Source organism: Mesorhizobium sp. KR2-14, from assembly GCF_040049255.1.
Classification (GTDB): domain Bacteria; phylum Pseudomonadota; class Alphaproteobacteria; order Rhizobiales; family Rhizobiaceae; genus Pseudaminobacter.
Map to the genome: position 1 here is coordinate 452,299 of NZ_JBDZDR010000001.1, position 25,139 is coordinate 477,437.

General features: G+C 63.2%; 19 protein-coding genes, 1 tRNA gene and 1 pseudogene. 1 reads left to right on the forward strand and 20 read right to left on the reverse strand.

What is annotated here, in order from left to right; all coding sequences use genetic code 11:
• Nucleotides 1-861: 861 nt before the first annotated feature.
• Entirely contained in the window at nt 862-2,547 is a 1,686-nt protein-coding gene (locus ABLE86_RS02115; protein ID WP_348777256.1) for a hypothetical protein, read from the reverse strand.
• A gap of 85 nt (nt 2,548-2,632) precedes the next feature.
• Nucleotides 2,633-2,717: transfer RNA gene (locus tag ABLE86_RS02120), tRNA-Leu, on the reverse strand.
• A 211-nt stretch (nt 2,718-2,928) separates the two neighbouring features.
• Between ABLE86_RS02120 and lipB the strand changes: the two genes are divergently transcribed.
• The gene (gene lipB / locus ABLE86_RS02125) at nt 2,929-3,669 is read left to right on the forward strand and encodes a lipoyl(octanoyl) transferase LipB (RefSeq protein ID WP_348777257.1); all 741 of its coding nucleotides are present in this window, start codon (nt 2,929-2,931) and stop codon (nt 3,667-3,669) included.
• An 859-nt stretch (nt 3,670-4,528) separates the two neighbouring features.
• On the opposite strand, the gene ABLE86_RS02130 is transcribed toward lipB, so the two are convergent.
• The 18 genes and pseudogenes from ABLE86_RS02130 to ABLE86_RS02215 form a co-directional block, all read right to left on the reverse strand.
• On the reverse strand, nt 4,529-5,212 hold the full coding sequence (locus ABLE86_RS02130; protein WP_348777258.1) for an ABC transporter ATP-binding protein: 684 nt from the start codon (nt 5,210-5,212) through the stop codon (nt 4,529-4,531).
• On the reverse strand, nt 5,212-6,495 hold the full coding sequence (locus ABLE86_RS02135; protein WP_348777259.1) for a lipoprotein-releasing ABC transporter permease subunit: 1,284 nt from the start codon (nt 6,493-6,495) through the stop codon (nt 5,212-5,214). The genes ABLE86_RS02130 and ABLE86_RS02135 overlap by 1 nt, the downstream gene beginning before the upstream one ends.
• The gene (proS, locus tag ABLE86_RS02140) at nt 6,495-7,820 is read right to left on the reverse strand and encodes a proline--tRNA ligase (protein WP_348777260.1); all 1,326 of its coding nucleotides are present in this window, start codon (nt 7,818-7,820) and stop codon (nt 6,495-6,497) included. Before proS ends, ABLE86_RS02135 begins: the two co-directional genes overlap by 1 nt.
• An 860-nt stretch (nt 7,821-8,680) precedes the next feature.
• Nucleotides 8,681-8,950: a DUF1467 family protein gene (locus tag ABLE86_RS02145; RefSeq protein WP_348777261.1), complete on the reverse strand. Its 270-nt coding sequence runs from the start codon at nt 8,948-8,950 to the stop codon at nt 8,681-8,683.
• A 4-nt stretch (nt 8,951-8,954) separates the two neighbouring features.
• On the reverse strand, nt 8,955-9,359 hold the full coding sequence (mce, locus tag ABLE86_RS02150) for a methylmalonyl-CoA epimerase (protein ID WP_348777262.1): 405 nt from the start codon (nt 9,357-9,359) through the stop codon (nt 8,955-8,957).
• A gap of 20 nt (nt 9,360-9,379) precedes the next feature.
• A complete protein-coding gene (locus tag ABLE86_RS02155) occupies nt 9,380-11,050 on the reverse strand; it encodes a ribonuclease J (RefSeq protein WP_348777263.1) in 1,671 nt (556 codons plus the stop codon).
• Between the two features lie 96 nt (nt 11,051-11,146).
• On the reverse strand, nt 11,147-11,971 hold the full coding sequence (locus ABLE86_RS02160) for a biotin--[acetyl-CoA-carboxylase] ligase (RefSeq protein ID WP_348777264.1): 825 nt from the start codon (nt 11,969-11,971) through the stop codon (nt 11,147-11,149).
• Between the two features lie 4 nt (nt 11,972-11,975).
• Complete coding sequence (nuoN, locus tag ABLE86_RS02165; RefSeq protein ID WP_348777265.1) at nt 11,976-13,412, reverse strand: NADH-quinone oxidoreductase subunit NuoN; 1,437 nt, start codon at nt 13,410-13,412, stop codon at nt 11,976-11,978.
• Nucleotides 13,413-13,425: 13 nt separating this feature from the next.
• On the reverse strand, nt 13,426-14,931 hold the full coding sequence (locus ABLE86_RS02170; protein ID WP_348777266.1) for an NADH-quinone oxidoreductase subunit M: 1,506 nt from the start codon (nt 14,929-14,931) through the stop codon (nt 13,426-13,428).
• A gap of 3 nt (nt 14,932-14,934) precedes the next feature.
• Nucleotides 14,935-16,929, reverse strand: a complete 1,995-nt coding sequence (gene nuoL / locus ABLE86_RS02175; RefSeq protein ID WP_348777267.1) for an NADH-quinone oxidoreductase subunit L — start codon at nt 16,927-16,929, stop codon at nt 14,935-14,937.
• 12 nt (nt 16,930-16,941) lie between these two features.
• A complete protein-coding gene (nuoK, locus tag ABLE86_RS02180) occupies nt 16,942-17,250 on the reverse strand; it encodes an NADH-quinone oxidoreductase subunit NuoK (protein ID WP_348777268.1) in 309 nt (102 codons plus the stop codon).
• Between the two features lie 2 nt (nt 17,251-17,252).
• Nucleotides 17,253-17,867: an NADH-quinone oxidoreductase subunit J gene (locus ABLE86_RS02185; RefSeq protein WP_348777269.1), complete on the reverse strand. Its 615-nt coding sequence runs from the start codon at nt 17,865-17,867 to the stop codon at nt 17,253-17,255.
• Nucleotides 17,868-18,000: 133 nt separating this feature from the next.
• The gene (nuoI, locus tag ABLE86_RS02190) at nt 18,001-18,492 is read right to left on the reverse strand and encodes an NADH-quinone oxidoreductase subunit NuoI (protein WP_348777270.1); all 492 of its coding nucleotides are present in this window, start codon (nt 18,490-18,492) and stop codon (nt 18,001-18,003) included.
• 184 nt (nt 18,493-18,676) lie between these two features.
• Entirely contained in the window at nt 18,677-19,720 is a 1,044-nt protein-coding gene (gene nuoH, locus ABLE86_RS02195; protein WP_348777271.1) for an NADH-quinone oxidoreductase subunit NuoH, read from the reverse strand.
• 7 nt (nt 19,721-19,727) lie between these two features.
• A complete protein-coding gene (gene nuoG / locus ABLE86_RS02200; protein WP_348777272.1) occupies nt 19,728-21,809 on the reverse strand; it encodes an NADH-quinone oxidoreductase subunit NuoG in 2,082 nt (693 codons plus the stop codon).
• A gap of 167 nt (nt 21,810-21,976) precedes the next feature.
• On the reverse strand, nt 21,977-23,281 hold the full coding sequence (nuoF, locus tag ABLE86_RS02205) for an NADH-quinone oxidoreductase subunit NuoF (RefSeq protein WP_348777273.1): 1,305 nt from the start codon (nt 23,279-23,281) through the stop codon (nt 21,977-21,979).
• 28 nt (nt 23,282-23,309) lie between these two features.
• Nucleotides 23,310-23,945 (reverse strand): annotated as a pseudogene (gene nuoE / locus ABLE86_RS02210) (NADH-quinone oxidoreductase subunit NuoE); the annotation flags it as partial.
• A 1-nt stretch (nt 23,946) separates the two neighbouring features.
• Entirely contained in the window at nt 23,947-25,137 is a 1,191-nt protein-coding gene (locus ABLE86_RS02215; protein ID WP_348777274.1) for an NADH-quinone oxidoreductase subunit D, read from the reverse strand.
• Between the last annotated feature and the right edge of the window lie 2 nt (nt 25,138-25,139).

Consider the following 25,139-nt stretch of genomic DNA (forward strand, 5'->3'; position numbering starts at 1 on the left):
GGCTTTGATGTAAAATATGGTCGGAAAAAAACAGATGTGATGTCAGCGGTTGCAGTTCTAAATGAAAAAAGCGGGCCGTGATGCCCGCTTCCCCTTCAATCCTGAGACGTGTGAACCGCCGGTACCTTCGTGGTCGATACACCATCAATCAGAGCAAATACAGTTGCTAAACAGGGAAACCCAACACCGTATCTCGGCGAGCGTTCCCAGCCGGTCAGCGACCGATGACCCTCATATGGCCGTTCGCACTTCATAAAGCAAGAGAATTCGGCCCTCGCGCCCGAAACTACAGAAGAGCTAGGCGCATTGCCGGATGATGGGTGAAATTCTGCGGCAATGGTCGGGACGTTAATGTTGTTCGCTTAGGGAGCAAAGCCTACCGCTTGGCTGACCCCAGATTGACTTTTGACTTCGTGATTGCAGGCTCCGCAGCCGCCTTGGCCAAATGGGCCAATCGCAGCCGTTCGGTTTTCACCTCGCGGGCAAGCTTTTCCGCCTCGACGATCTGTCGTGCAACACTCGCGGTTGTATCGACTTTGAATTCGCGAGTTGTCGGCTTTGGCTAAAAAAAATGCCGCCAGATATCTTCTTCATCCATCGTCCTTCCTCAAATGGAAAAGGCCGGGACATTGCCCGACCTCTCCTTGTTCGCCTGACGACCGGTACCGCTAGGTAAGTGTGCGCTGCCCCCTCGACCCCAAAGCGCTGAACCGCAGACAAGCCCGTGCTCGGCGACTTGGCGACGTTTGGCAATGCTCATGTTTGGCCATAATCGGCGAGCCTGACCAGAACCGAGAGAACGCGACGATTCTGCTCGCGGTGGCAATGCCAACATGGCCGTCCCACGTAGCGAGCCCTAAGTCACTCATAGGGTTTGTGAGGCGGAACGGGATGATCAGGTAAATGCACCGGCGAGCATCTTGACCGCGTGTCTATCTCGTAGCGCGGGAACTCTTTGAGAGCCTCGGCCAAATCCTCAATCGACGGCAACTCATAAAGGCGACCAACCTTTGGGTCGCTGTGGCCGCAGAAGGCATCCCGGATACGTTCCTCGATCTTGGCCCCCGCCGCCCGCCGCCTGAACGTGTGCCGCCAGGCGTGGTTGGGGCTGACGTTCTCGTCCGTCACGCCTATGTCCCGAACCCAGTCCGCCAGCTTCTGCCTCACCTGCACATACGGGGGGCGAGGCGGATTGAGCGGGTCCAAGTCCCCGGCTTTCCTTCTGGCTTGGGCGTCATAGAACAGCGGCCCGTCCTTCGCCTGTCTCACGAACTCGATGAACCCCTGTTCGATAAGGTGCTCGTGCAGGGGCACCGTGCGCGGCATGGCTCCCTTCACCGTTCCCGCTTCCGGCGTGATGTGCATTGTCCAAAAGCCGTTTCGGTGTTGCTTGATGTCCTGCTTGCGCAACTGCGTGACCTCGCCGGAGCGTGCGCCAGTATAGGCGCATATCCACGGCACCCAGCGGATGGCCGCACGGCGATGGGGCGACATGCGTGGGCTGAGCGGTTGCAAGGCCGCCGTCAGGATGGTTTCTATGTCCTCGGGCTTGAACTCGCCCCTCGTCGGTCGCTTCCGGCCAGTCGCCACCTTCACTCCGTCGAATGGATTGGAGGCGATTTTCTTTTGACGCTTGATCCAATTGAATACGGCCCGCGCAGAGGAAATCCATATCTCGTTGATGGTGCGCGCGGCCATGTCCCCCCTTCCGACCAGCTTGTCCTTCCAGCCAATGGCGTCCTCGTCCGTCACCAGCGAAACGTCTCGTCCGTCCAGAAAGCCGTTGAGGTCAATGAAGACCACACGCCAGCGATTCACGGTCGCGGGTTGGGGCTTCCGTTCTCGGACGTATGCCTCGAAGGCGTCCTGTACGTTCCAGCCGGACAGCTTCACGTTACTGGGGATGATGGGCATGGATTGCGGGAAGCGTTCCCTGTGGGTGTCGGGACGATAGTCACCACCGGCTCGTCTCCTGAGCAGCGCCATGGCTGCCACAAGGTCAGCCTCTAGCGTGTCCACAAGGTGGTCGAGGGTATCGGCTGCTAGGCGAATGCCTTCGCTGGCGAGGAACGTTTGAAGGCGCGAAAGCTCCAGCACCACGGCCCTGACTATCGCCGCGCGTCTCGGACTTCGAGTACGCGCCTCGTCATGCTCGGGCCAATCCCCGTCAACCGACTCTACGGCGTCCTGGTACCGTTCATACTTGAAATCCCAAGCCTCGACTGATTCTTGATCGTCCGCGTGCTGCAGGATGAACCAGTCGTACCAGCGGCCTATGAGGTCATGGAGTTTGCGATGCGATAGCTCCAGCGGCTTGCCCGTGGCCACAGCACGAAGCGCAGTGATTCGGCCTTCTATATCCGCCAGCCATTCGGCCCAAGCTGCCTTGGCTTCACTGTGGAGTGTGTTTGCGGCGCGGCGGAAGCGTTCTTCCCGCCGAATCCCATAAGCGCGCTGGTAGGAGTCCCGGACATCATCGGGGATTGCCTTGCGGGAGAACCAATCGCCGTTCTTAGCTCGCCTCAAGCTAGCCATCGTAACAGTCATTTGTAGCGCCCTTTGTAGCAGGTGGGCGACTACAAGCTCATGAAATCAATCAACTATCTGAACCGAAAAGACTTTCGGGGAGTGATGGTGCGGTCGAGAAGACTCGAACTTCCACGGGTTGCCCCACAGCGACCTCAACGCTGCGCGTCTACCAATTCCGCCACGACCGCACGTCACGAAAGGGCCGATCTCCATCGGCCAGCGGCATGTAGCAAATCGCTTTCGGCGAAACAAGTGCGCTGTGGCGAATAATTGGCGTCTTTGTGAACTCTCTTGCGGAACCCCTTGCAGAGGCCCGGGAAACGCCGCGCGAAAACGAGAAAACTGGACCTTTGGCGCGGCCCCGGCCATATGAATGAAGACGTTTTTGCGGAGCCTAACATGATGCAGCGCAGCCAGATCGAGACCTCGTTCCTGCCGGCAGTGGAATCGCCGCCGGTCGAATGGCGAATCGAGCCCGGCCTGACCGACTACGAACATGCCCTGGCGTTCATGGAATCACGCGCCGCGGCGATTCGCGACGGCGCGGCCAGCGAACTGGTCTGGCTGGTGGAGCATCCGCCGCTCTACACCGCCGGCACCAGCGCCCAGCCTTCGGACCTAGTCGACCCGGATCGATTCCCGGTCTTCGACGCAGGCCGCGGCGGCGAATACACCTATCACGGCCCCGGCCAGCGGGTGGCCTATGTCATGCTCGACCTCAAGCGCCGGCGAGAGGACGTCCGCGCCTTCGTGGCAGCACTGGAGGCATGGATCATCGACACGCTGGACCGCTTCAACGTGCGCGGCGAGCGGCGCGAGGACCGGGTTGGCGTGTGGGTTGTCCGGCCGGATCGGCCGCCCATGCCCGACGGCACCCCCGCGGAGGACAAGATCGCGGCAATCGGCATCCGGCTGCGGCGCTGGGTGAGCTTTCACGGCATCGCCATCAACGTCGAGCCGGATCTCAGCCATTTCAGTGGCATCGTGCCATGCGGCGTGACCGAGCACGGCGTCACCAGCCTCGTGGACCTCGGCTTGCCCGTGACGATGTCCGATCTCGATGTGGCGCTGAAGGCCTCCTTCGAGACCGTCTTCGGTCCGGCCGAGATCACGCGCGAGGCGGACAGCAAGGCCGGTTGATGCCGCCCCGCAAAACTCTTGCGCCCCATTTCAAAAATGGATCGTCACATCGCGCCGATCCACATCGCCATCGTGACCAGAAACGCGCTCATGCAAATCAGCGAGATGACATCCTGGAACAGATCGGTCATGATTCCCTCGTGTATTTGATATGTTTTTAGTTTGTTCTATTTTTGTTCTCGCGTCAACGGGTGAAGCGATCGACAATGGCGCCCTTGCGGCTGAGGTGGCGGCAGGGTTAAGCGAGCGTTAACGCGGCGCGTGCACCGCTGTGCAGCGCGAGGCTTTACCTCTCCCTTGAGAGCGTTCGTCGTTTGAAAAACAAAGTGTTGCCGTCGGAAGTGCGGCATGCACTTCCTGCACCGCTGCGGAGGCTTTGGCGGAGCGGCATGGGTGCCCGGAACCTCCGCATTTCGCTTCGCTCGAGCTCCGGCCCGAGGATGACGGGGGTGGGGAGCGGCCGCCACCAATCACGGGCGGCGTCGCAAGTGCTTACGTTTGGAAGTGCGACATGTTCCTCTCGCACGGCTGCGGCAGCTTCGGCCGGCCGGCTTGGGTCCCCGGAACCTCCGCACTACGCGTCGCTCGTGCTCCGGCCCGAGGATGACGGGGGTGGGAGACGGCCGGCACCAATCACGGGCGGCGTCGCAAGTGCTTACGTTTGGAGGTGCGACATGTTCCTCTCGCACCGCTGCAGCAGCTTTGGCGGAGCGGCATGGATCCCCGGAACCTTCGCACTTCGCTTCGCTCGTGCTCCGGCCCGAGGATGACGGCGGGGTGGGAGCGGCCGCCACCAATCACGGCCGGCGTCGCAAGTTCCGAGCGAAGAATGGGCGCCACGCCAGGAGCGCCCCCCACCTCAGAGCGGCACGATCTTGCCTTCGGAGAGCGTGACGCGGCGGTCCATGCGCGCGGCAAGCTCGTGGTTGTGGGTAGCGATGAGCGCCGCCAGGCCGGACTGCCGCACCAGGGCCGAGAGCGCCCCGAAGACATAGGAAGCGGTGTTCGGGTCGAGGTTGCCGGTCGGCTCGTCGGCCAATAGCACCAGCGGCGCATTGGCCACCGCGCGGGCTATCGCCACGCGCTGCTGTTCGCCGCCCGAAAGCTCGGACGGGCGATGTTCGCCGCGCTTGCCGATCTGCATGTATTCGAGAAGCTGCTTTGCGCGCGCCCGCGCTTCCGCCGGTGCAAGCCCCTTGACGAGCTGCGGCATCATCACGTTCTCGATGGCCGAGAACTCGGGCAGCAGATGGTGGAACTGGTAGACGAAGCCGATGTCATTGCGGCGAATGGCCGTGCGCTCGTCGTCGGAAAGGCGGCCGCAATTGCGCCCGGCCAGTATCACCTCGCCGGCGTCGGGCCGCTCCAGCAGGCCGGCCGTGTGCAGCAGCGTGGACTTGCCGGCACCGGACGGGGCCACCAGTGCCACCATTTCGCCGCGCCGCAGCGAAAATTCGGCACCGTTGAGGATGGTGAGCTTGCGCGGCCCCTGGACGTAGTGCCGGTCGACGCCCTTGAGTTCTAGGATTCTTTCGCTGGCCATCATTCGTATCGCAAGGCTTCGACCGGATCGAGCTTGGCGGCACGCCAAGCTGGGAACAGCGTTGCCAGGAAAGACAGGACAAGCGCCATGGCGACAACGCTGATGGTTTCGCCCATGTCCATCTTGGCCGGCAGTTTGCTGAGGAAATAGAGCTCGGGGTTGAACAGAACGGTGCCCGAGATCCAGGAGAAGAACTGACGGATCGACTCCACGTTGAGGCATACCACGATACCCAGGACGACGCCGGCGATGGTGCCGGTGACGCCGATCGCGGCACCCGTCATCATGAAGATGCGCATCACCGCGCCGCGCGTGGCACCCATGGTGCGCAGGATGGCGATGTCGCGCCCCTTGTCCTTCACCAGCATGACCAGGCCGGAAATGATGTTCAGCGCCGCCACCAGCACGATCAGCGTCAGGATCATGAACATCACGTTGCGCTCTACCTGGAGCGCGGAGAAGAAGGTCTGGTTGCGCTGGCGCCAGTCGGAAACGAAGACCGGCCGCTGCGCCGCCTCCTCCACCGCTGGCTTCAGCGCGTCGACCGCGTCGGGGTTGTCGACGAATATCTCGATCGTCTGGACGCGGTTTTCCATGTTGAAGAACAGCTGCGCCTCGGAAAGCGGCATGTAGACGATCGAGGAATCGTATTCCGACATGCCGACCTCGAAGATGGCCGTGATCGGATAGCCCTTCATGCGCGGCGTGGTGCCCATCGGAGTGATCTCGCCTTCCGGCGCGATCAGGGTAACCGTGTCCCCGAGAACGAGGCCCAGATTGTCGGCCATGCGGCTGCCGATCGCCACGCCCTCGCCGGTGTCGAAGCCGACAAGGGAGCCCTGCTTGATGTTGTTGGCCACAAGCGGGATCCTGCCCAGGTCTTCGCCGCGAACGCCGCGCACCAGTGCGCCAGTGCCGGCCCCGACTTCGCCCTGCGCCAGCGCCTGTCCGTCAATGAGCGGAATGGCATATTTGACGCCGCGCACGCCGTTGATGCGGCCTGCCACGGCTTCGTAGTCGTCAAGCGGCGTGTCCATCGGCTGCACGATCAGGTGACCGTTGATGCCGAGGATGCGGTTGAGCAGCTCGGCGCGGAAGCCGTTCATCACCGCCATGACGATGATGAGCGTGGCCACGCCAAGCATGATGCCGACGAAGGAGATCGAGGCGATCACCGAGATGACCGTCTCCTTGCGGCGCGAGCGCAGATAGCGCCACGCCACCATCCGTTCGAAGACGGAAAACGGTCCGGCGCCAGCCGGCTTGGCCGCCGCCTTCGCCATCAGGCCTTACCGAAGCGCGCGATTGCGGCGGGGATCGACATCGTCTCCCGTTCGCCGGTACGGCGATTCTTGATCTCGACCTCGCCCGCGGCCACGCCGCGAGGACCGACGATGACCTGCCACGGCAGGCCGATCAGGTCGGCGGAGGCGAACTTGGCGCCCGAGCGCTGGTCGGTGTCGTCGTAGAGCACTTCCTTGCCGGCGGCGGTAAGCGCTTCATAAAGCTCTTCGGAAACGCGGTCGCACTCGGCGTCGCCGGTCTTCATGTTGATGATGCCGACCTGGAACGGCGCCACTGCCTCCGGCCAGATGATGCCGTTCTCGTCGTGGCTGGCCTCGATGATGGCCGCGATGAGGCGCGAGGGGCCGATGCCGTAGGAGCCCATGGAGACATAGTGCTCCTTGCCGTCCGGACCGGCGACCTTGGCTTCCATCGGCTTCGAATATTTCTCGCCGAAATGGAAAATATGGCCGACCTCGATGCCGCGCGCCGAGAGCTGGTCGCCGGCAGGCACGGCGCTCCAGGCCGCCTCGTCGTGCATTTCATCCGTGGCCGCGTAGGGCGTGGTCCATTCCTTGACGATGTCGGCGATTTGCGCGTCGTTGGAGAAATCGGTGTTCTCGCCCGGAACCGGCAGGCTCAGGAACTCGCGCGCGCAATAGACCTGGCTCTCGCCGGTCTCGGCCAGGATGATGAATTCGTGGCTGAGGTCGCCGCCGATGGGGCCGGTGTCGGCGCGCATCGGGATGGCCTGCAGGCCCATGCGCGTGAAGGTGCGCAGATAGGACACGAACATGCGGTTGTAGGCAGCCTTGGCGCCTTCGTAGTCGAGGTCGAAGGAATAGGCGTCCTTCATCAGGAACTCGCGGGAGCGCATCACGCCGAAGCGCGGCCGCCGCTCGTCGCGGAACTTCCACTGGATGTGATAGAGGTTGAGCGGCAGGTCCTTGTAGGTCTTGACGTAGGAGCGGAAGATTTCCGTCACCATCTCCTCGTTGGTGGGGCCGAACAGCATGTCGCGCTTGTTGCGGTCCTTGATGCGCAGCATCTCGTCGCCATAGTCGTCATAGCGACCGCTTTCCCGCCACAGGTCGGCCGACTGGATCGTCGGCATCAGGATCTCCAGCGCGCCCGCGCGGTTCTGTTCCTCGCGGATGATCTGGCAAACCTTGTCGAGAACGCGCTTGCCCAGCGGCAGCCAAGAGAAGCTTCCGGCCGCCTGCTGGCGGATCATGCCGGCGCGCAGCATCAGGCGATGCGAGATGATCTCGGCCTCGCGCGGGTTCTCTTTCAGGATGGGCAGGAAGTAGCGCGATAGACGCATGGGGAGTTCCGTCAAAGAAGAAAGAGGAACCGGAACCGGAATCGGCACCGGCGCAGATTTGCCTGCCCGCGCTTCATAGCCATTTCAAGGCGCGATGGGAACCCAAGCCAGCTTTTCCTGCCACTGCGCGCTGGCCGGCATGCTGCCCCGGCCCGGCCACGCGAACCGCCGAAGCTGACGGAGCCAAGCCGCGCGCGGCTTTTGTGCAGTGCAGCACATCTCCCGGGCTTGAGACGCAAAATTGTTAGTGACAATTCATCGCAGCTTGGTCTAGTGTGCTCAGATAATCGAGAGAGCGAAGCAAAATCTGCTCTCCTACGCGGTCAAAGTCTTGGGAGGATGCGATCTAGGCGCGATAATACGCAGCCGCCGGTGACGGAAAGCAGATCGGACGCGTTCAATTGCAAGGCCTTGTGCCTTGCATTTTTTTTGCGATATCAACAGCATAGCTCTTTTTCCTCCCGCTCGTCCGAATGCGAAGGGCAAGCGCCATCGGCTGTTCTATATTCCTATTTATACTAAATCACTAGACTAAATAACGTATTCAGTCGAGAAATTCAGTATATCTTTTTGGAAAGATACACGGCCTGCCAGGCATCCCCTCGCCTGACAGTTGGTGCCTTTCCACAGGCGGCGCCGGCATGAAATCGCTTCACGCCATGCATGTGGTCGTCGCGCTCGCGAAGCCGCGGCAGGAAGCGCAATCGGAATAAGCCTGGACCGGCTTCAAATTCGGGCTCGTACGCGCGCCGCGCTGGCGATGTTCAGCCTCGGCGCGCGGCGCTCGCCAGCCCAAGTTTCCCTGTCACGCCTCGGAGGGGGCGGAAACTCGCTCCCCTTCCCAGCGGCAAGTTGCCCGGTCAGTCCAGTGGCGGGAGAAAATTCGGGAAGTCGTCGAAGCCGAACCCGAGCACCTTGGTCAAGTAGTAGAAAAGACCGCAGATGATGACCGAAATGATCGTCGTCCGGATCACGGCACGCAGCATATGGGGTCCGCGCGGCGCGCTTGCCTCTGTGCCGAGCGTGACCGCGCGGTCGTCGTCCTGCGTCTTCAGGCCGACCGGCAGCGCTGCGAACAGCACCGTCCACCAGATGATGAAGAAGACTGCAGCTGCCGAAATCCAGCTCATGGGACTACACCTGTTCCAGTTCGACCAAGGTACCCAAAAAATCCTTGGGATGCAAAAACAGCACCGGCTTGCCGTGTGCGCCGATCCTGGGGTTTCCGTCGCCCAGCACGCGCGCGCCGGCCGCCTTCAAGCGGTCGCGGGCGGCGATGATGTCTTCCACCTCGTAGCAGAGATGGTGCATGCCGCCGGCGGGGTTCTTCTCCAGGAATGCCGCGATCGGGGAGCCCTCGCCCAGCGGCTCGAGCAGCTCGATCTTGGTATTGCCGGTGTCGATGAACACGACGGTCACGCCATGCTCGGGCAATGCCTGCGGCTCGGTCAGCTTCGCGCCCAGCATGTCGCGGTAGACGGCGCTCGCGGCGGCGAGGTCCGGCACGGCGATGGCGACGTGATTGAGGCGACCCAGCATTGTCCTCACCGATCCCTTGCTCAGCGCGTGACGAAAACGGTCACGAGCGGCTTCTTGCCCCATGCTTCGTTGGCGGCGCTACGCACGGCGCGTCGCACGGCTTCCTGGACAAGGTCCAGATCTTTTCGACGCGCACGGGGTATGCTGTCGACCGCGCCGATTGCCGCATCAAGCATCAACTCTTCCATGTCGTCGCCGCGTGCGTCCACCTGGGCAACGCCGATCGCCACGATGTCCGGGTCGCCGGCAATCTCGTAACGGTCATCCAGAACCACGTTAACCGCCACATGGCCGGCAAAGGAGAGCTTGCGCCGCTCGCGTATGCCCACGGCCTCTTCGTCGCCGATCAGCTTGCCATCCCTGTAGATGCGGCCGAACGGCACCTGGTCGACGATCTCGGCGGCACCCGGCGCCAGCCGCAGCATGTCGCCGTTGCGGATCTGCGCAACCTCGGGAACGCCGGCCTCGGCGGCTAGCGAACCATGGGCAACCAGATGCGCGGCCTCGCCGTGCACCGGCACCGCAATACGCGGCCGCACCCACTCATACATGCGGCGCAACTCGCTGCGGCGCGGATGGCCCGAGACGTGCACCAGCGCGTCGCCGTCCTCGATGATCTTGATGCCCTGATCGATGAGCTGGTTCTTGATCTCGAGGATGGCCTTTTCGTTGCCCGGAATGGTGCGCGATGAAAAGACGACGATGTCGCCCGGCGACAGGCCCACGCTCTTCATCTCGTCGCGCGCCAGCTTGGCAAGTGCGGCGCGCGCCTCGCCCTGGCTGCCGGTGCAGATGATGACAAGGTTCTCGCGCGGGATGTAGCCGTAGTCTTCCTCGCTGACGAATTCCGGCAGGCCGTCCATGTAGCCGAGTTCGGTGGCTACATCGATGACACGCTTGAGCGAGCGGCCAAGCACCAGCACCTGACGGCCGGTGTCGCGCGCGGCTTCGGCGATGGAGCGGATGCGCCCGACATTGGAGGAAAAGGTGGTGACCGCAACACGCCCCGGCGCTTTCTCGATGACGCCGCGCAGCCCCTCGCCCACCGCCTGCTCCGACGGGGAGTCGCCGTCGCGCATGGCATTGGTGGAATCGCAGACCAGCGCCAGCACGCCGCGTTCGCCGAGCGCGCGGAAACGCGCCTCGTCCGTCATCGGGCCGATTTCCGGCGCGGGGTCGATCTTCCAGTCGCCGGTATGGACGACCGTGCCCAGTGGCGTGGTAATGGCCAAAGAAACCGGCTCGGGAATGGAGTGCGTGACCGCCACTGCCTCGATGGAAAACGGCCCGACGGTAAAGGTCTCTCCCGCGCGGTAGACGTTCACCGGCACCTTCGCGGCACCAGCCTCGGCCTGGCGCTTGGCTTCCAGCAGACCGGCGGAGAACGGCGTCATCCACACCGGCGCCTTCAGGCGCGGCCACAGGTCGAGCAGCGCGCCATAGTGGTCTTCATGGGCATGGGTGATGACGATGCCACGCAGGTTGTGCAGCTCGTTTTCGATGAAGCGCGTGTCCGGCAGCACAAGGTCGACGCCGGGCAGGGTCGGGTCGGGGAATGTCACGCCCACATCGATGATCACCCATTCGCGGTTGTCGACCGGACCATAGCCATAGAGCGCGAAATTCATGCCGATCTCGCCCACGCCGCCCAGCGGCACGAACACGAGCTCAGCTTCCCTCGATTTCGCCATGTCTTTTCCTTTTCAATTCTTCTCGCCGGGCGTCCCGATTTGCCGCATCGGACACCTGCGCAGGTCATGGGCCCGCTCGGCGCTTTACCAGTTAGCCTAGATTGCGCCCGCCGAAGCCACGGCCCCGAAATGCACGTCGCCGGCTGCGATCTTGTGGGTCGCGCCGCTGTCATCGCGAATGACGAAGCGACAGTCCTCGTCGATGGTCTCGAACACGCCGCGAATGACCTCGCCTTCGACACGCACCGCAACCTGCCCGCCGAGGCCCGCAGCGCGTGAGAGCCAGCGGCGACGGATGTTTTCCAACCCCCGCCCTTGGTTCCAGAGCCGCATGTTTACGCTCCATGCGTCGGAAAGCGCAAGAAACAGCGTCTCGGCATCGCAGGAAGAACCCAGCGCCCGGAGCGAGGTCACGGGATATGGAACGTCCTCAGGATATGCAACCACGTTGACGCCTATGCCGATCGCAAGCGCGAAACGGTCGGCCGCAAGCATGGAAGATTCTAGCAGAATGCCCGCCATCTTGGCGCCATCTGCCAGCACGTCGTTCGGCCACTTCAGCTCGAAGCGGTTGCCGTGCGCGCCACCGGCGTCGCCCGTGGCAGCCATGATACGGCCCGGCACGACCGCATCCAGCGCGTCGCCCAGCGCCAGCCCAGCCACGAAGCCGAGAGTGGCGGCGGTCTTAAGGTCGCGGTCGGTAATCAGAAGCAGCGTCGCCGCGAGGTTGCCCTCCGGCGTCGCCCACGCCCGGCCGCGGCGGCCGCGGCCGCTTTCCTGCTTCTTGGAAACGACCCAGAGCCTGCCCGGGTCGCCTTCCCGCGCCCTTTCGAGCGCTATAGCATTTGTCGATCCGACGCTGTCATGCGCCTCGAGCCGAAAGCCCTCGGCGGCCGCTGTCGGAGCGAGCAGAAAGCCCATGCCGTCAGAAGAACGTCTTGGCGGCGGCTTCGGCCACGCGGCCGATCGGACCGGCGATCAGCACGTAGAACAGGATGAAGACGCCGGACAGGCCGAGGACAAGGCGCAATTCGCCAGCCATCGGCAGGAAGCCGCCGACCGGCTCGTCGAACCACATGATCTTGATGATGCGCAGGTAATAGTATGCGCCCACCACCGAGGCCAGAACGCCGATCACCGCAAGCCCATAGAGATTGGCGTTGATGGCGGCCAGGAACACGTACCACTTGGCCCAGAAGCCCGCGAGCGGCGGAATGCCCGCCAGCGAGAACATCAGGATGGTGAGGATCGTTGCCATCATCGGATTGGTGGTGGCAAGGCCGGCCAGGTCGCCGATCTGCTCGACATTGCCGTCCTTGCGGCGCATGGCGAGGATGAAGGCGAAGGTGCCGAGCGTCATGGCCAGGTAGATCAGCATGTAGATGATGACGCCCCGCACGCCAGCCTCGGAATTCGCGGCCAGTCCCACCAGCGCAAAGCCGACATGGCCGATCGACGAATAGGCCATCAGGCGCTTGAAGTTGCGCTGGCCGATAGCCGCAAACGAGCCGAGCAGCATCGAAGCGATGGAAATGAAGACGACGATCTGCTGCCAGTCGGCCGCGATCGGCTCGAAGGCGGTCATGGTCACGCGAACCATCAGCGCCATTGCTGCCATCTTCGGCGCCGAGGCGAAGAAGGTGGTCACAGGCGTGGGCGCGCCTTCATACACGTCGGGCGTCCACATGTGGAACGGCACGGCCGAGATCTTGAACGCAACGCCGGTAAGCACGAATACCAGGCCAAAGACGAGGCCGAGCTGACGCTCGGCGCCAGAGAGCGCAGCGGCGATCTGCTCGAAGCCGGTGTGGCCGGTGTAGCCGTAGACGAGGCTGATGCCATAAAGCAGCATGCCCGAGGAGAGCGCGCCGAGCACGAAATACTTCAGGCCCGCTTCCGTCGAACGCACGCTGTCGCGGTTGATCGCGGCGACCACATAGAGCGCAAGCGACTGCAGCTCCAGGCCCATATAGAGCGTGATCATGTTGTTGGCCGAGATCATCAGCATCATGCCGACGGTGGCCAGAAGTATCAGCACAGGATACTCGAACTTGTCGAACTTCTCCGCCTTGGCGAAGCCGACAGACACGATCAGCGTCACCACCGAGCCGATGAGCATGAGGATCTTCATCAGCTCCGCAAACGGATCGCTGACGAAGGCGCCATTGAACGCCTTGCCCTGCTCGCCGAAGAACACCATCCAGGCGCCGGCGCCGATCAGCACCGCCACGGCGAGGCCGGTGACGGTGGAATTGGCGCGCTCGCCCGAGAACACGCCAACCATCAGCAGCGCAAGCGCGCCAACCGCGATGATCAGCTCCGGCAGGGCCAGAGAAAGACTCGAGTAAAGTTCCGGCGTCATTTGCCCGTCCCTGTCAGTTCGCAGCCGCGGTCTGCGCGGCTTCGAGCGATACGGTGATGTTGTTGATCAGCGACTGCACCGAGGCAGCGGTCACGTCGAAGACCGGAGCCGGGTAGACGCCGAAGAAGATTGTCAGCACGACCAGCGGATAGATGATCGCCTTCTCGCGGGCGGAGAGGTCGAGCAGGCCCTTCAGGCTGTCCTTGGTCAGCGCGCCGAAGATCACCTTGCGGTAGAGCCACAGCGCATAGGCGGCCGAAAGGATGACGCCTGTTGCGGCGAACAGCGCGACCCAGGTGTTGACCTTGAATACGCCGAGAATCGTCAGGAACTCGCCGATGAAGCCGCTGGTGCCCGGCAGGCCGACATTGGCCATGGTGAAGATCAGGAACACCACCGCATATTTCGGCATGTTGTTGACCAGGCCGCCATAAGCCGCGATCTCGCGGGTGTGCATGCGGTCGTAGATGACGCCGACGCACAGGAACAGCGCGCCCGAAACCAGGCCGTGCGACAGCATCTGGAACAGCGAGCCCTGGATGCCCTGCGTGTTCATGGCGAAGATGCCCATGGTGACGTAGCCCATGTGCGCGACCGACGAATAGGCGATCAGCTTCTTCATGTCTTCCTGCATCAGCGCCACCAGCGAGGTGTAGATGATGGCGATGACCGAAAGCGTGAAGACCAGTGGCTGGAAGTAGAGCGAAGCCTCCGGGAACATCGGCAGCGAGAAGCGCAGGAAGCCGTAGCCGCCCATCTTCAGGAGGATGGCCGCCAGGATGACCGAGCCGGCGGTTGGCGCTTCCACGTGCGCGTCCGGCAACCAGGTGTGTACCGGCCACATCGGCATCTTCACCGCAAACGAGGCGAAGAAGGCCAGCCAGAGCCAGGTCTGCATGTTGCCCGGGAAGCTGTGCGTAAGCAGCGTCGGAATGTCGGTGGTGCCGGCCTGCCAGAACATCGCCATGATGGCCAGCAGCATCAGCACCGAGCCGAGCAGCGTGTAGAGGAAGAACTTGAAGCTGGCATAGACGCGCCGCTTGCCGCCCCACACGCCGATGATGATGAACATCGGGATCAGGCCGCCTTCGAAGAAGACGTAGAACAGCACCAGGTCGAGCGCGCAGAACACGCCGATCATCAGCGTTTCCAGGATCAGGAACGCGATCATGTACGCCTTGACGCGGGTCTGGATCGAGTCCCAGCTGGCCAGGATGCTGATCGGCATCAGGAAGGTCGTCAGGATGACGAACAGCATCGAGATGCCGTCGACGCCCATGTGATAGGAGATGCCGCTGTCGAGCCAGGCGACCTTCTCCACCATCTGGAAGCCAGGATTGGTGTTGTCGAAGCCGGTCCAGATGAAAATGGACAGGATGAAAGTGAAGACGGTCGTCAGCAGTGCGACGTTACGAATGTTGCGTCGCGCAGCCTCGCTGTCGTCCCGGATCAGAAGGATCAGGAACGCGCCGACGAGCGGCAGGAATGTGACCGTAGAAAGAATAGGCCAATCGGTCATGGTCTAAAACGAGCTCCCGAGCATCATCCAGGTGACGAGGGCGGCGACGCCGATCAGCATGACGAATGCATAGTGGTAGAGATATCCGGTCTGAAGCTTGACGACGCGGTTGGTGACATCGATCACGCGGGCGGAAACCCCGTCCGGTCCGAGCCCGTCGATGATCGCGCCATCCCCCTTCTTCCAGAAGAAGGTGCCGAGCCGCTTGGCGGTTCGCACGAACAGGAAGTCGTACAGTTCGTCGAAGTACCACTTGTTCAGCAGGAAGGCGTAGAGGCCGCGATGCTGGGCCGCGAGGTACTTCGGCGTCTCCGGCGAGCGGATGTAGAACTGCCAGGCGAACGCGAAGCCGATGATCATGGCCACGAAGGGCGACATCTTCACCCACATCGGCACGTCGTGAATCTCGTGCAGGATGTGGTTCTCCGGCAGCACGTAGAGCGCGGCCTTCCAGAACGCGTCGTAGCCCTCGCCGATGAACTGGTCGTGGAACACCACGCCGGCAAACAGTGCGCCGACGGCGAGCAGGAACAGCGGGACCAGCATCACCGGCGGCGATTCATGCACGTGGTGCATGACGTCGGCGGTTGCGCGCGGCTGACCGTGGAAGGTCATGAAGATCAGGCGCCAGGAGTAGAAGCTGGTGAACACAGCCGCCACGACCAGGGCGATGAAGGCAAATCCGGCGGCCGGGTTGTGGCCGATGCCGGCGAAGGCGCCTTCGACGATCGCATCCTTGGAGAAGAAGCCGGCGGTGCCGATGATGGTTGCCGGGATACCGACGCCGGTAAGCGCGATCGTGCCGATGATCATCATCCAGTAGGTGGTCGGGATCAGCTTTCTCAAGCCGCCCATCTTGCGCATGTCCTGCTCGTCGGAAACGGCATGGATGACCGAGCCCGAGCCCAGGAACAGCAGCGCCTTGAAGAAGGCGTGCGTGAACAGGTGGAAGATGGCCGCGGAATAGAAGCCCATGCCCAGCGCCACGAACATGTAGCCGAGCTGAGAGCAGGTCGAATATGCAATCACGCGCTTGATGTCGTTCTGCACCAGGCCGACGGTCGCCGCGAAGAAGGCGGTGATCGCACCGATGATGGTCACGACGATGAGCGCCGTGTGCGACAGTTCGAAGATCGGCGACAGGCGGGCCAGCATGAACACGCCGGCGGTGACCATGGTCGCCGCATGGATCAGTGCGGAAACCGGGGTGGGGCCTTCCATGGCGTCCGGCAGCCAGGTGTGCAGCGGAACCTGCGCCGACTTGCCCATCGCGCCCATGAAGAGCAGCAGGCAGATGGCGGTCAGCGCCCCGGCGCGGTCCAGCTCATAGCCCAGGAATTTGAACACGACGGCGGTGTTCTCGGCCGCGCCTTCAACCGGCACGTAAGTGGCGGCTGTGGCGAAGATCGTGTCGAAGTTGACCGACCCGAACAGAAGGAACACGCCGGCGATGCCGAGGAGGAAGCCGAAGTCGCCGACGCGGTTGACGACGAAGGCCTTGATGGCGGCGGCGTTGGCAGACGGGCGCTTGTACCAGAAACCGATCAGCAGGTAGGACGCCAGGCCCACGCCTTCCCAGCCGAAGAACATCTGCACCAGGTTGTTCGACGTCACCAGCATCAGCATGGCGAAGGTGAACAGCGACAGACAGGCGAAAAAGCGCGGCCGATGCGGGTCGTGGTGCATGTAGCCGATCGAGTAGATGTGCACGAGCGCCGACACCGTGTTGACGACGACGAGCATGACCACCGTCAGCGTGTCGATGCGCAACGCCCAGTCGGACTGCAGCGTGCCGGAATCGATGAAGCGCAGCAGCGGTACGCTGAAGGCCTCGGTCGTTCCGAACCCGACGGAGAAGAAGGCGACCCACGACAGCACTGCCGCGATCACCAGGAAGCCCGAGGTGATGTATTCAGACGCCTTGGCGCCCAGCGACGTGCCGAACAGGCCGACGATCAGGAAGCCAAGAAGCGGAAGGAAGACGATTGCCTGATACATAGTTTTGTTCCGTCAACCCTTCATCATGTTCACGTCTTCGACCGCGATGGAGCCGCGGTTGCGGAAGAAGACGACGAGAATGGCAAGACCGATGGCTGCCTCGGCAGCGGCGACCGTGAGCACGAACAGCGCGAACACCTGTCCGACCATGTCGTGCAGCGTCGCCGAGAAGGCTACGAAGTTGAGGTTCACCGCGAGCAGGATGAGCTCGATCGACATGAGCATGACGATCACGTTTTTCCTGTTCAGGAAGATGCCGAACACGCCAAGCGTGAACAGGATCGCCGAAACGGTCAGATAATGTGCGATGCCGACTTCCATCGTCAGATTCCCTTGCCAGTTTCGACTTTCTTGATTTCGATCGTGCCCGTGCGGGCGACCTGCGCCGCGATGTTCTGCCGCTTGATGCCCTGCTTGTGGCGCAGCGTCAGCACGATCGCACCGATCATGGCGACCAGCAGGATCAGCCCGGCCACCTGGAAGTAGAAGATGTAATCCGTGTACAGGATGTCGCCGAGCGCGGCCGTGTTGTGGCGCGTGGCCAGATCAGGCATCGGCGCGGACACGGTCTCCGCCAGCTTCGGCGAGAACACATAGCCGCTCGTGACCACGATCAGCTCGGCCAGAAGCACCAGGCCCACCAGCGCGCCGATCGGCGCATATTGCAGCGCGCCCGACTTGAGCTCGGCGAAGTCGACGTCCAGCATCATCACCACGAACAGGAACAGGACCGCCACGGCGCCGACATAAACGACCAGCAGGATCATCGCCAGGAACTCGGCGCCCGTCAGGAGGAACAGGCCTGCCGCATTGAAGAAGGTGAGGATCAGGAAGAGAACCGAATGCACAGGGTTGCGCGCCGAAATGACCATGAAGGCCGACGCAATTGCAACAAAGGCAAAGAGGTAGAAAAAGGCCGCCTCTAATCCACTCAGCATGGGTTCCCCCAGTTTTCCTTCACGGGCCGCGGCGCCATGCACCCGACCCCATTCCTGGCCTTTGCGCCGCTTTCGGCGGGCAAGGCCGCGTGTTCCTTAGACGAGCAGCTTCGGCTCGTCCATGATTCTCGTCTCACCGGTACGGCGCATCCAACGCGATGTTGCGGGCGAGCTCGCGCTCCCACCGGTCGCCGTTGGCGAGCAGCTTTTCCTTGTCGTAGTAAAGCTCCTCGCGCGTCTCGGTCGCGAATTCGAAGTTCGGCCCCTCGACGATGGCGTCGACCGGGCAGGCTTCCTGGCAGAAGCCGCAATAGATGCACTTCACCATGTCGATGTCGTAGCGCACCGTGCGGCGGGTGCCGTCGTTACGGCGCGGGCCGGCCTCGATGGTGATGGCCTGCGCCGGGCAGATCGCCTCACACAGCTTGCAGGCGATGCAGCGCTCTTCGCCGTTGGGATAACGGCGCAGCGCATGTTCGCCGCGGAAGCGAGGGCTGACCGGGCCCTTCTCGTGCGGGTAGTTCAGTGTCGGCTTGGGCGAGAAGAACATCCGCATCGACAGGAAGAACGCCTGCACGAACTCCTTCAGGAGCAGCGACTTGGCGGCTTGGGCTAGAGCTGACATCGTCAATCTCCAAAAGCGTAACTGGCTACGGCGTAGCCGACGACCGGCGAAAGCGCGCAGTGGCGCAGGCCGGCAATGTTGAAAACTCGAGCGGTAGCGGCGTGCCCGGCAGGCGCGGCGGGAGACTGCGGCTGCGCGAACCGCGCAGCCAACCCCGCCAGGTTGCCGGTCATGCCCGTGGCCGTCATGCCAGCCCCGTCAGCTTCAGGAAGGCGGCGGTGGCCACCACCATGAACAGCGAGATCGGCAGGAACACCTTCCAGCCCAGGCGCATGAGCTGGTCGTAGCGATAGCGCGGCACGAACGCCTTCACCATGGCGAACATGAAGAAGACGAAGCACACCTTGAGCACGAACCACACCACGCCCGGCACCCAGGTGAACGGCGCAAAGTCGAACGGCGGCAGCCACCCGCCCAGGAACAGGACGGTGGTGAGCGCGCACATCAGCACGATCGCGACATATTCGCCGAGGAAGAAGAGCAGGAAAGGCGTCGAGGAATATTCGATCATGTGGCCGGCCACCAGCTCCGACTCGGCTTCCACCAGGTCGAAGGGCGGGCGGTTCGTCTCGGCCAGCGCCGAGATGAAGAAGATGACGAACATCGGGAACAGCGCCAGCCAGTGCCAATCGAGGAACGAGTTCGGCATGCCGAGCATGGTGCCGATGCCGTCGCGCTGCGAAAGAACGATGTCGCTGAGGTTGAGCGAGCCGACGCACAGCAGAACGGTGACGATCACGAAGCCTATGGAGACTTCATAAGACACCATCTGAGCGGCCGAACGAAGCGCGCCGAGGAACGGATATTTCGAGTTTGAGGCCCAGCCACCCATGATCACGCCATAGACCTCGAGCGAGGAGATGGCGAAGACATAGAGGATGCCGACATTGATGTTGGCGACCGCCCAGCCCTCATTGACCGGAATGACCGCCCAGGCCGCCATCGCCAGCACCGCCGAAACCAGCGGGGCAAGCAGGAACACGCCCTTGTTGGCGCCCGACGGGATGATCGGCTCCTTCACCACGAACTTCAGCAGGTCGGCGAAGGACTGCAGTAGGCCCCACGGGCCGACCACGTTCGGGCCGCGACGGATCTGCACCGCCGCCCAGATCTTGCGGTCGGCGTAGAGAATGTAAGCCACGAAGACCAGCAGGATGACGAGCATCGCCACCGACTTCAAGAGGATGATCAGCCCCGGCAGAACGTAGAATGAGAAGAAAGTGTCCATGGTCGTCCTACTCGGCTGCCTGCTTGAAGCCGTCCTTCGCGAGGGCCGAGCATTCCGCCATGACGGCCGAGGCACGCGCGATCGGGTTGGTCAGATAGAAGTCCGCGACAGGGGAGACGAAGGCCTCCTTGCTCACCGCGCCGCCGAGCCTGGCGACATTGGCGATGTCGGCCGGGTTGCCGGCGGCAATCTCGTCGACTTCGGCCAGATGCGGGTATTCCGCGTAGAGCCTGGCGCGAAGCTGCGCCAGCGAGTCGAACGGCAAGCGATGGCCAAGCACCTCGGAAAGCGCCCGCAGGATCGCCCAGTCTTCCTTCGCCTCGCCCGGCGCGAAGCCGGCGCGGTTGGTCTGCTGGACGCGGCCTTCGGTGTTCACATAAGTGCCCGACTTCTCGGTATAGGCCGAGGCCGGCAGGATGACGTCGGCGCGGTGCGCGCCGGCATCGCCATGGGTGCCGATATAGACCACGAAGGCCGAGCCGGCCGTGTTCATGTCGAACTCGTCGGCGCCGAGCAGGAACAGGACATCAGTCCCGCCGAGCATCTCGCCTACGCTCAGGCCGCCCTCGCCCGGCACGAAGCCGATGTCGAGGCCGCCGACGCGCGCGGCAGCCGTGTGTAGCACGGCAAAACCGTTCCACTCGTCGCTGACGGCGCCAACGGCGGTCGCCAGCTTGGCAGCAAGGCCGAGAACGGCAACGCCGTCTTCGCGCGCCAGAGCCCCCTGCCCCACGATGATCAGCGGGCGCTGCGCCTTCTTCAGCACGGAGAAGAAGTTGCCCTTGCCGTCGGCCAGTTCCTTGAGCGTCTCGGGACCAGCGCCGAGCATCTCGTATTCATAGCGCAAGTCGCCCATGTCGCCGACCACGCCGACTGGCAGGTCGCCCATGCGCCAGCGCTTGCGGATGCGCGTGTTCAGCACCGATGCCTCGAAGCGCGGGTTGGAGCCGATGATCAGCACCGCATCCGCGTGCTCGATGCCCTCGATGGTCGGGTTGAAGATGTAGCTGGCGCGGCCGAGCACCGGATCGAGCGCGGCGCCATCCTGGCGGCAGTCGATATTGGCCGAGCCGAGCGAAGCCATGAGCTGCTTCATCGCATACATTTCCTCAACCGCGGCGAGATCGCCGGCGATCGCGCCGATGCGGTCGGCGGAGGTCTTCGCAACGGCGTCCTTGATGGCGGCGAATGCTTCCGCCCAGGTCGCCTGGCTCAGGCGCCCGTTGCGGCGCACATAGGGCCGGTCGAGGCGCTGCGTGCGGAGGCCGTCCCAGATGAAGCGGGTCTTGTCGGAGATCCACTCCTCATTCACCTGGTCGTTGACGCGCGGCATGATGCGCATCACCTCGCGACCGCGGCTGTCGACGCGGATGGCCGAGCCGACGGCGTCCATCACGTCGATGGATTCGGTCTTGGTCAGCTCCCACGGACGCGCCTGGAACGCATAGGGGCGCGAGGTCAGCGCGCCGACCGGGCACAGGTCGATCACGTTGCCCTGCAACTCGGAGGTCATCGCCTGCTCGAGATAGGTGGTGATTTCGGCATCCTCGCCGCGGCCGATCAGGCCAAGCTCGGAAATGCCGGCCACTTCGGTGGTGAAGCGGACGCAACGCGTGCAGTGGATGCAGCGCGTCATGATCGTCTTGACCAGCGGGCCGATATATTTGTCCTCGACCGCGCGCTTGTTTTCCTTGTAGCGCGAGGAGTCCACGCCATAGGCCATGGCCTGGTCCTGCAGGTCGCACTCGCCGCCCTGGTCGCAGATCGGGCAGTCGAGCGGATGATTGATCAGCAGGAACTCCATCACGCCTTCGCGGGCCTTCTTGACCATCGGCGTATTGGTGAACACCTCGGGAAGTTCGCCGTTGGGGCCGGGGCGCAGGTCGCGCACGCCCATGGCGCAGGAAGCCGCTGGCTTCGGCGGCCCGCCCTTCACCTCGACCAGGCACATGCGGCAGTTGCCGGCGATCGACAGACGCTCATGGAAGCAGAAGCGCGGCACTTCCGCGCCGGCCTCTTCAGCCGCCTGCAAGAGCGTGTAGTGATCGGGAACCTCGATCTCGATGCCGTCGACCTTGAGTTTAGCCATACGCTTCAAACCCCTGCGGTGTATCCGCAATTCCTTGGCCGGATGTTCTTGCCGAACCCCGGCCGACCCAATTCAATGCTTCTTCTCAACCGTCGCCGCAGATGCCGCGCCGGCGCCGTTGACGGACAGTGCAGGCACGGCTCCCTGCGCGGCGTTTTCCTTCGTCCTTACTCCGCTGCCACCAGCGCCGGCTCGGCGCGATGGGCATTGCGGGTGAACTCGTCGATGCGCCGCTCGATCTCCGGACGGAAGTGCCGGATCAGGCCCTGGATCGGCCACGCCGCAGCGTCGCCAAGGGCGCAGATCGTGTGGCCTTCCACCTGCTTGGTCACGTCGAGCAGCATGTCGATCTCGCGCTTCTGCGCTTCGCCGCGCACCAGACGCTCCATCACACGCCACATCCAGCCGGTGCCCTCGCGGCACGGCGTGCACTGGCCGCAGCTTTCGTGCTTGTAGAAGTAGGAAAGCCGCGCGATCGCCTTCACGATGTCGGTGGACTTGTCCATGACGATAACGGCAGCAGTGCCCAGACCCGACTTGAGGTCCCGCAGGGCGTCGAAATCCATCGGGCAGTCCATGATCTGCTCGGCCGGCACCAGCGGCACCGAAGAGCCGCCCGGAATGACCGCCAGCAGGTTGTCCCAGCCGCCGCGAATGCCGCCGCAGTGCTTCTCGATCAGTTCGCGGAACGGGATCGACATGGCCTCTTCGACCGTGCACGGATTGTTGACGTGGCCGGAGATGCAGAACAGCTTGGTGCCGGCGTTGTTCGGGCGGCCGAACGACGAGAACCAGGCAGCGCCGCGACGCAGGATGGTCGGGGCAACCGCGATCGACTCGACGTTGTTGACCGTGGTCGGGCAGCCGTAGAGGCCGACATTGGCCGGGAACGGCGGCTTCAGGCGCGGCTGGCCCTTCTTGCCTTCCAAGCTCTCCAGGAGCGCGGTTTCCTCGCCGCAGATATAGGCGCCGGCGCCGTGGTGGACGTAGATGTCGAAGTCGTAGCCGTTCTTGTTGCCCTTGCCGATCAACTTGGCGGCATAGGCCTCGTCGATGGCGCGCTGCAGCGCTTCACGCTCGCGCATGAACTCGCCGCGCACATAGATGTAGGCCGCGACGGCATTCATGGCGAAGCCGGCGATCAGGCAGCCCTCGACCAGCGTATGCGGGTCATGGCGCAGGATGTCGCGGTCCTTGCAGGTGCCCGGCTCGGATTCGTCGGCATTGACAACGAGATAGGAGGGACGGTCGTCGCTCTGCTTGGGCATGAACGACCACTTGAGACCGGTCGGGAAGCCCGCGCCGCCACGGCCGCGCAGACCCGACGCCTTCATCTCGTTGATGATCCAGTCGCGGCCCTTTTCGATGATGCCCGCCGTGCCATCCCAGCAGCCGCGCGCCATGGCCCCCTTCAACGACTTGTCGAAGCGGCCATAGATGTTGGTGAAGATACGGTCCTTGTCCTGAAGCATTTCTCGTCCCTCAGACCGGCTTCTTGCCGTCGCGCGTCGACTTCAGGACGGCTTTCTCGTCCTGAAGGGTGGTCTGGCCCGAAGCCGGAGCCGAATAGAAGCGCCCATTCTGCGGACCGGGCTGAACGGTGTCGCCCTTGCCTGCCTCGAACAGGTCTATGATCTCGGCCAGCCGTTCGGGCGTCAGGTCCTCATAGGCATCCTTGAAGATCATGACCATGGGCGCGTTCACGCATGCGCCCTGGCATTCCACCTCTTCCCAGGACAGCGTGCCGGCCTCGTTGAGGTGGAGTTGGTCGTGGTGAATCTTGGAGCGGCACACATCCATCAGCGCTTCCGAGCCACGCAGCATGCACGGCGTGGTGCCGCAGACCTGGATGTGCGCGCGGGTGCCAACCGGCTTGAGCTGGAACTGCGTGTAGAAGGTGGCGACCTCGAGCACGCGGATCAGCGGCATGTCGAGCATCTCGGCCACGTATTCGATCGCGGCGCGGGTTACCCAGCCTTCCTGTTCCTGCGCCAGCATCAGCAGCGGAATGACGGCCGACTGCTCGCGGCCTTTCGGGTACTTCTGGATCCAGGTCTTGGCCTGCGCGGCCATTTCGCTGTTGAAAGCGAAGGACGCGGGTTGGACGCTGGCATCTGCGAGACGACGAACGGACATATTAGCGGTCAACCTCACCAAAGACGATGTCGAGGGAGCCGAGGACGGCGGTGACGTCGGCCAGCATGTGGCCGCGACACAGGAAGTCCATCGCCTGCAGGTGTGCGAAGCCAGGGGCCCTGAGCTTGCAGCGATAAGGCTTGTTGGAGCCGTCCGAGACGAGATAGACGCCGAACTCGCCCTTGGGCGCCTCGACGGCGGCATAAACCTCGCCGGCCGGCACGTGGTAGCCCTCGGTATAGAGCTTGAAATGATGGATCAGCGCTTCCATCGAGCGCTTCATCTCGCCGCGCTTCGGCGGCACGACCTTGCCATCGGTGTTGGAGACCGGCCCGACCTTCTCTGTGCTCAGCAGGCGCTCAACACACTGGCGCATGATGCGAACCGACTGGCGCATCTCTTCCATGCGGATGAGATAGCGGTCGTAGCAGTCGCCGTGCTTGCCGACCGGAATGTCGAATTCCATTTCGGAATAGCACTCGTAGGGCTGGCTCTTGCGCAGGTCCCAGGCGGCGCCCGAGCCCCGCACCATCACGCCGGAGAAGCCCCAGGCCCATGCGTCTTCCAGCGACACCGCGCCGATGTCGGCGTTGCGCTGCTTGAAGATACGGTTCTCCGTCAGCAGCTCATCGAGCGCGTCGAGCGTCTTCATGAACGGATCGCACCACTTGCCGATGTCTTCGACCAGCTTCTCGGGCAGGTCCTGGTGGACGCCGCCGGGCCGGAAATAGGCCGAGTGCATGCGCGCACCGGAAGCACGCTCGTAGAAGACCATCAGCTTCTCGCGCTCCTCGAAGCCCCAGAGCGGCGGGGTGAGCGCGCCAACGTCCATCGCCTGCGTGGTGACGTTGAGCAGGTGGTTGAGGATGCGGCCGATCTCGGAATAGAGCACGCGGATCAGCTTGCCGCGCTTCGGCACCGTGATGCCGAGCAGACGCTCGACCGCGAGTGCGAAGGCGTGCTCCTGGTTCATCGGCGCCACGTAGTCGAGGCGGTCGAGATAGGGCAGAGCCTGCAGATAGGTCTTGTGCTCCATCAACTTCTCGGTGCCGCGGTGCAGCAGGCCGATATGCGGATCGACGCGCTCGACCACTTCACCGTCGAGCTCGAGCACCAGGCGCAGCACGCCATGCGCGGCCGGATGCTGCGGGCCGAAGTTGATGTTGAAATTGCGGACGGAGGTTTCAGCCATTC

Bases quoted from the DNA above. Each gene is read 5' to 3' on its own strand.
- ABLE86_RS02155 (WP_348777263.1), bottom strand. From the start codon at position 11,050: ATGGCGAAATCGAGGGAAGCTGAGCTCGTGTTCGTGCCGCTGGGCGGC.
- nuoK (WP_348777268.1), bottom strand. From the start codon at position 17,250: ATGGAAGTCGGCATCGCACATTATCTGACCGTTTCGGCGATCCTGTTC.
- ABLE86_RS02145 (WP_348777261.1), bottom strand. From the start codon at position 8,950: ATGAGCTGGATTTCGGCAGCTGCAGTCTTCTTCATCATCTGGTGGACG.
- nuoI (WP_348777270.1), bottom strand. From the start codon at position 18,492: ATGTCAGCTCTAGCCCAAGCCGCCAAGTCGCTGCTCCTGAAGGAGTTC.
- ABLE86_RS02215 (WP_348777274.1), bottom strand. From the start codon at position 25,137: ATGGCTGAAACCTCCGTCCGCAATTTCAACATCAACTTCGGCCCGCAG.
- nuoH (WP_348777271.1), bottom strand. From the start codon at position 19,720: ATGGACACTTTCTTCTCATTCTACGTTCTGCCGGGGCTGATCATCCTC.
- mce (WP_348777262.1), bottom strand. From the start codon at position 9,359: ATGCTGGGTCGCCTCAATCACGTCGCCATCGCCGTGCCGGACCTCGCC.
- proS (WP_348777260.1), bottom strand. From the start codon at position 7,820: ATGCGTCTATCGCGCTACTTCCTGCCCATCCTGAAAGAGAACCCGCGC.
- ABLE86_RS02160 (WP_348777264.1), bottom strand. From the start codon at position 11,971: ATGGGCTTTCTGCTCGCTCCGACAGCGGCCGCCGAGGGCTTTCGGCTC.
- nuoN (WP_348777265.1), bottom strand. From the start codon at position 13,412: ATGACGCCGGAACTTTACTCGAGTCTTTCTCTGGCCCTGCCGGAGCTG.
- nuoL (WP_348777267.1), bottom strand. From the start codon at position 16,929: ATGTATCAGGCAATCGTCTTCCTTCCGCTTCTTGGCTTCCTGATCGTC.
- nuoF (WP_348777273.1), bottom strand. From the start codon at position 23,281: ATGCTTCAGGACAAGGACCGTATCTTCACCAACATCTATGGCCGCTTC.
- nuoG (WP_348777272.1), bottom strand. From the start codon at position 21,809: ATGGCTAAACTCAAGGTCGACGGCATCGAGATCGAGGTTCCCGATCAC.
- lipB (WP_348777257.1), top strand. From the start codon at position 2,929: ATGATGCAGCGCAGCCAGATCGAGACCTCGTTCCTGCCGGCAGTGGAA.
- ABLE86_RS02135 (WP_348777259.1), bottom strand. From the start codon at position 6,495: ATGGCGAAGGCGGCGGCCAAGCCGGCTGGCGCCGGACCGTTTTCCGTC.
- ABLE86_RS02115 (WP_348777256.1), bottom strand. From the start codon at position 2,547: ATGACTGTTACGATGGCTAGCTTGAGGCGAGCTAAGAACGGCGATTGG.
- ABLE86_RS02185 (WP_348777269.1), bottom strand. From the start codon at position 17,867: ATGCTGAGTGGATTAGAGGCGGCCTTTTTCTACCTCTTTGCCTTTGTT.
- ABLE86_RS02130 (WP_348777258.1), bottom strand. From the start codon at position 5,212: ATGGCCAGCGAAAGAATCCTAGAACTCAAGGGCGTCGACCGGCACTAC.
- ABLE86_RS02170 (WP_348777266.1), bottom strand. From the start codon at position 14,931: ATGACCGATTGGCCTATTCTTTCTACGGTCACATTCCTGCCGCTCGTC.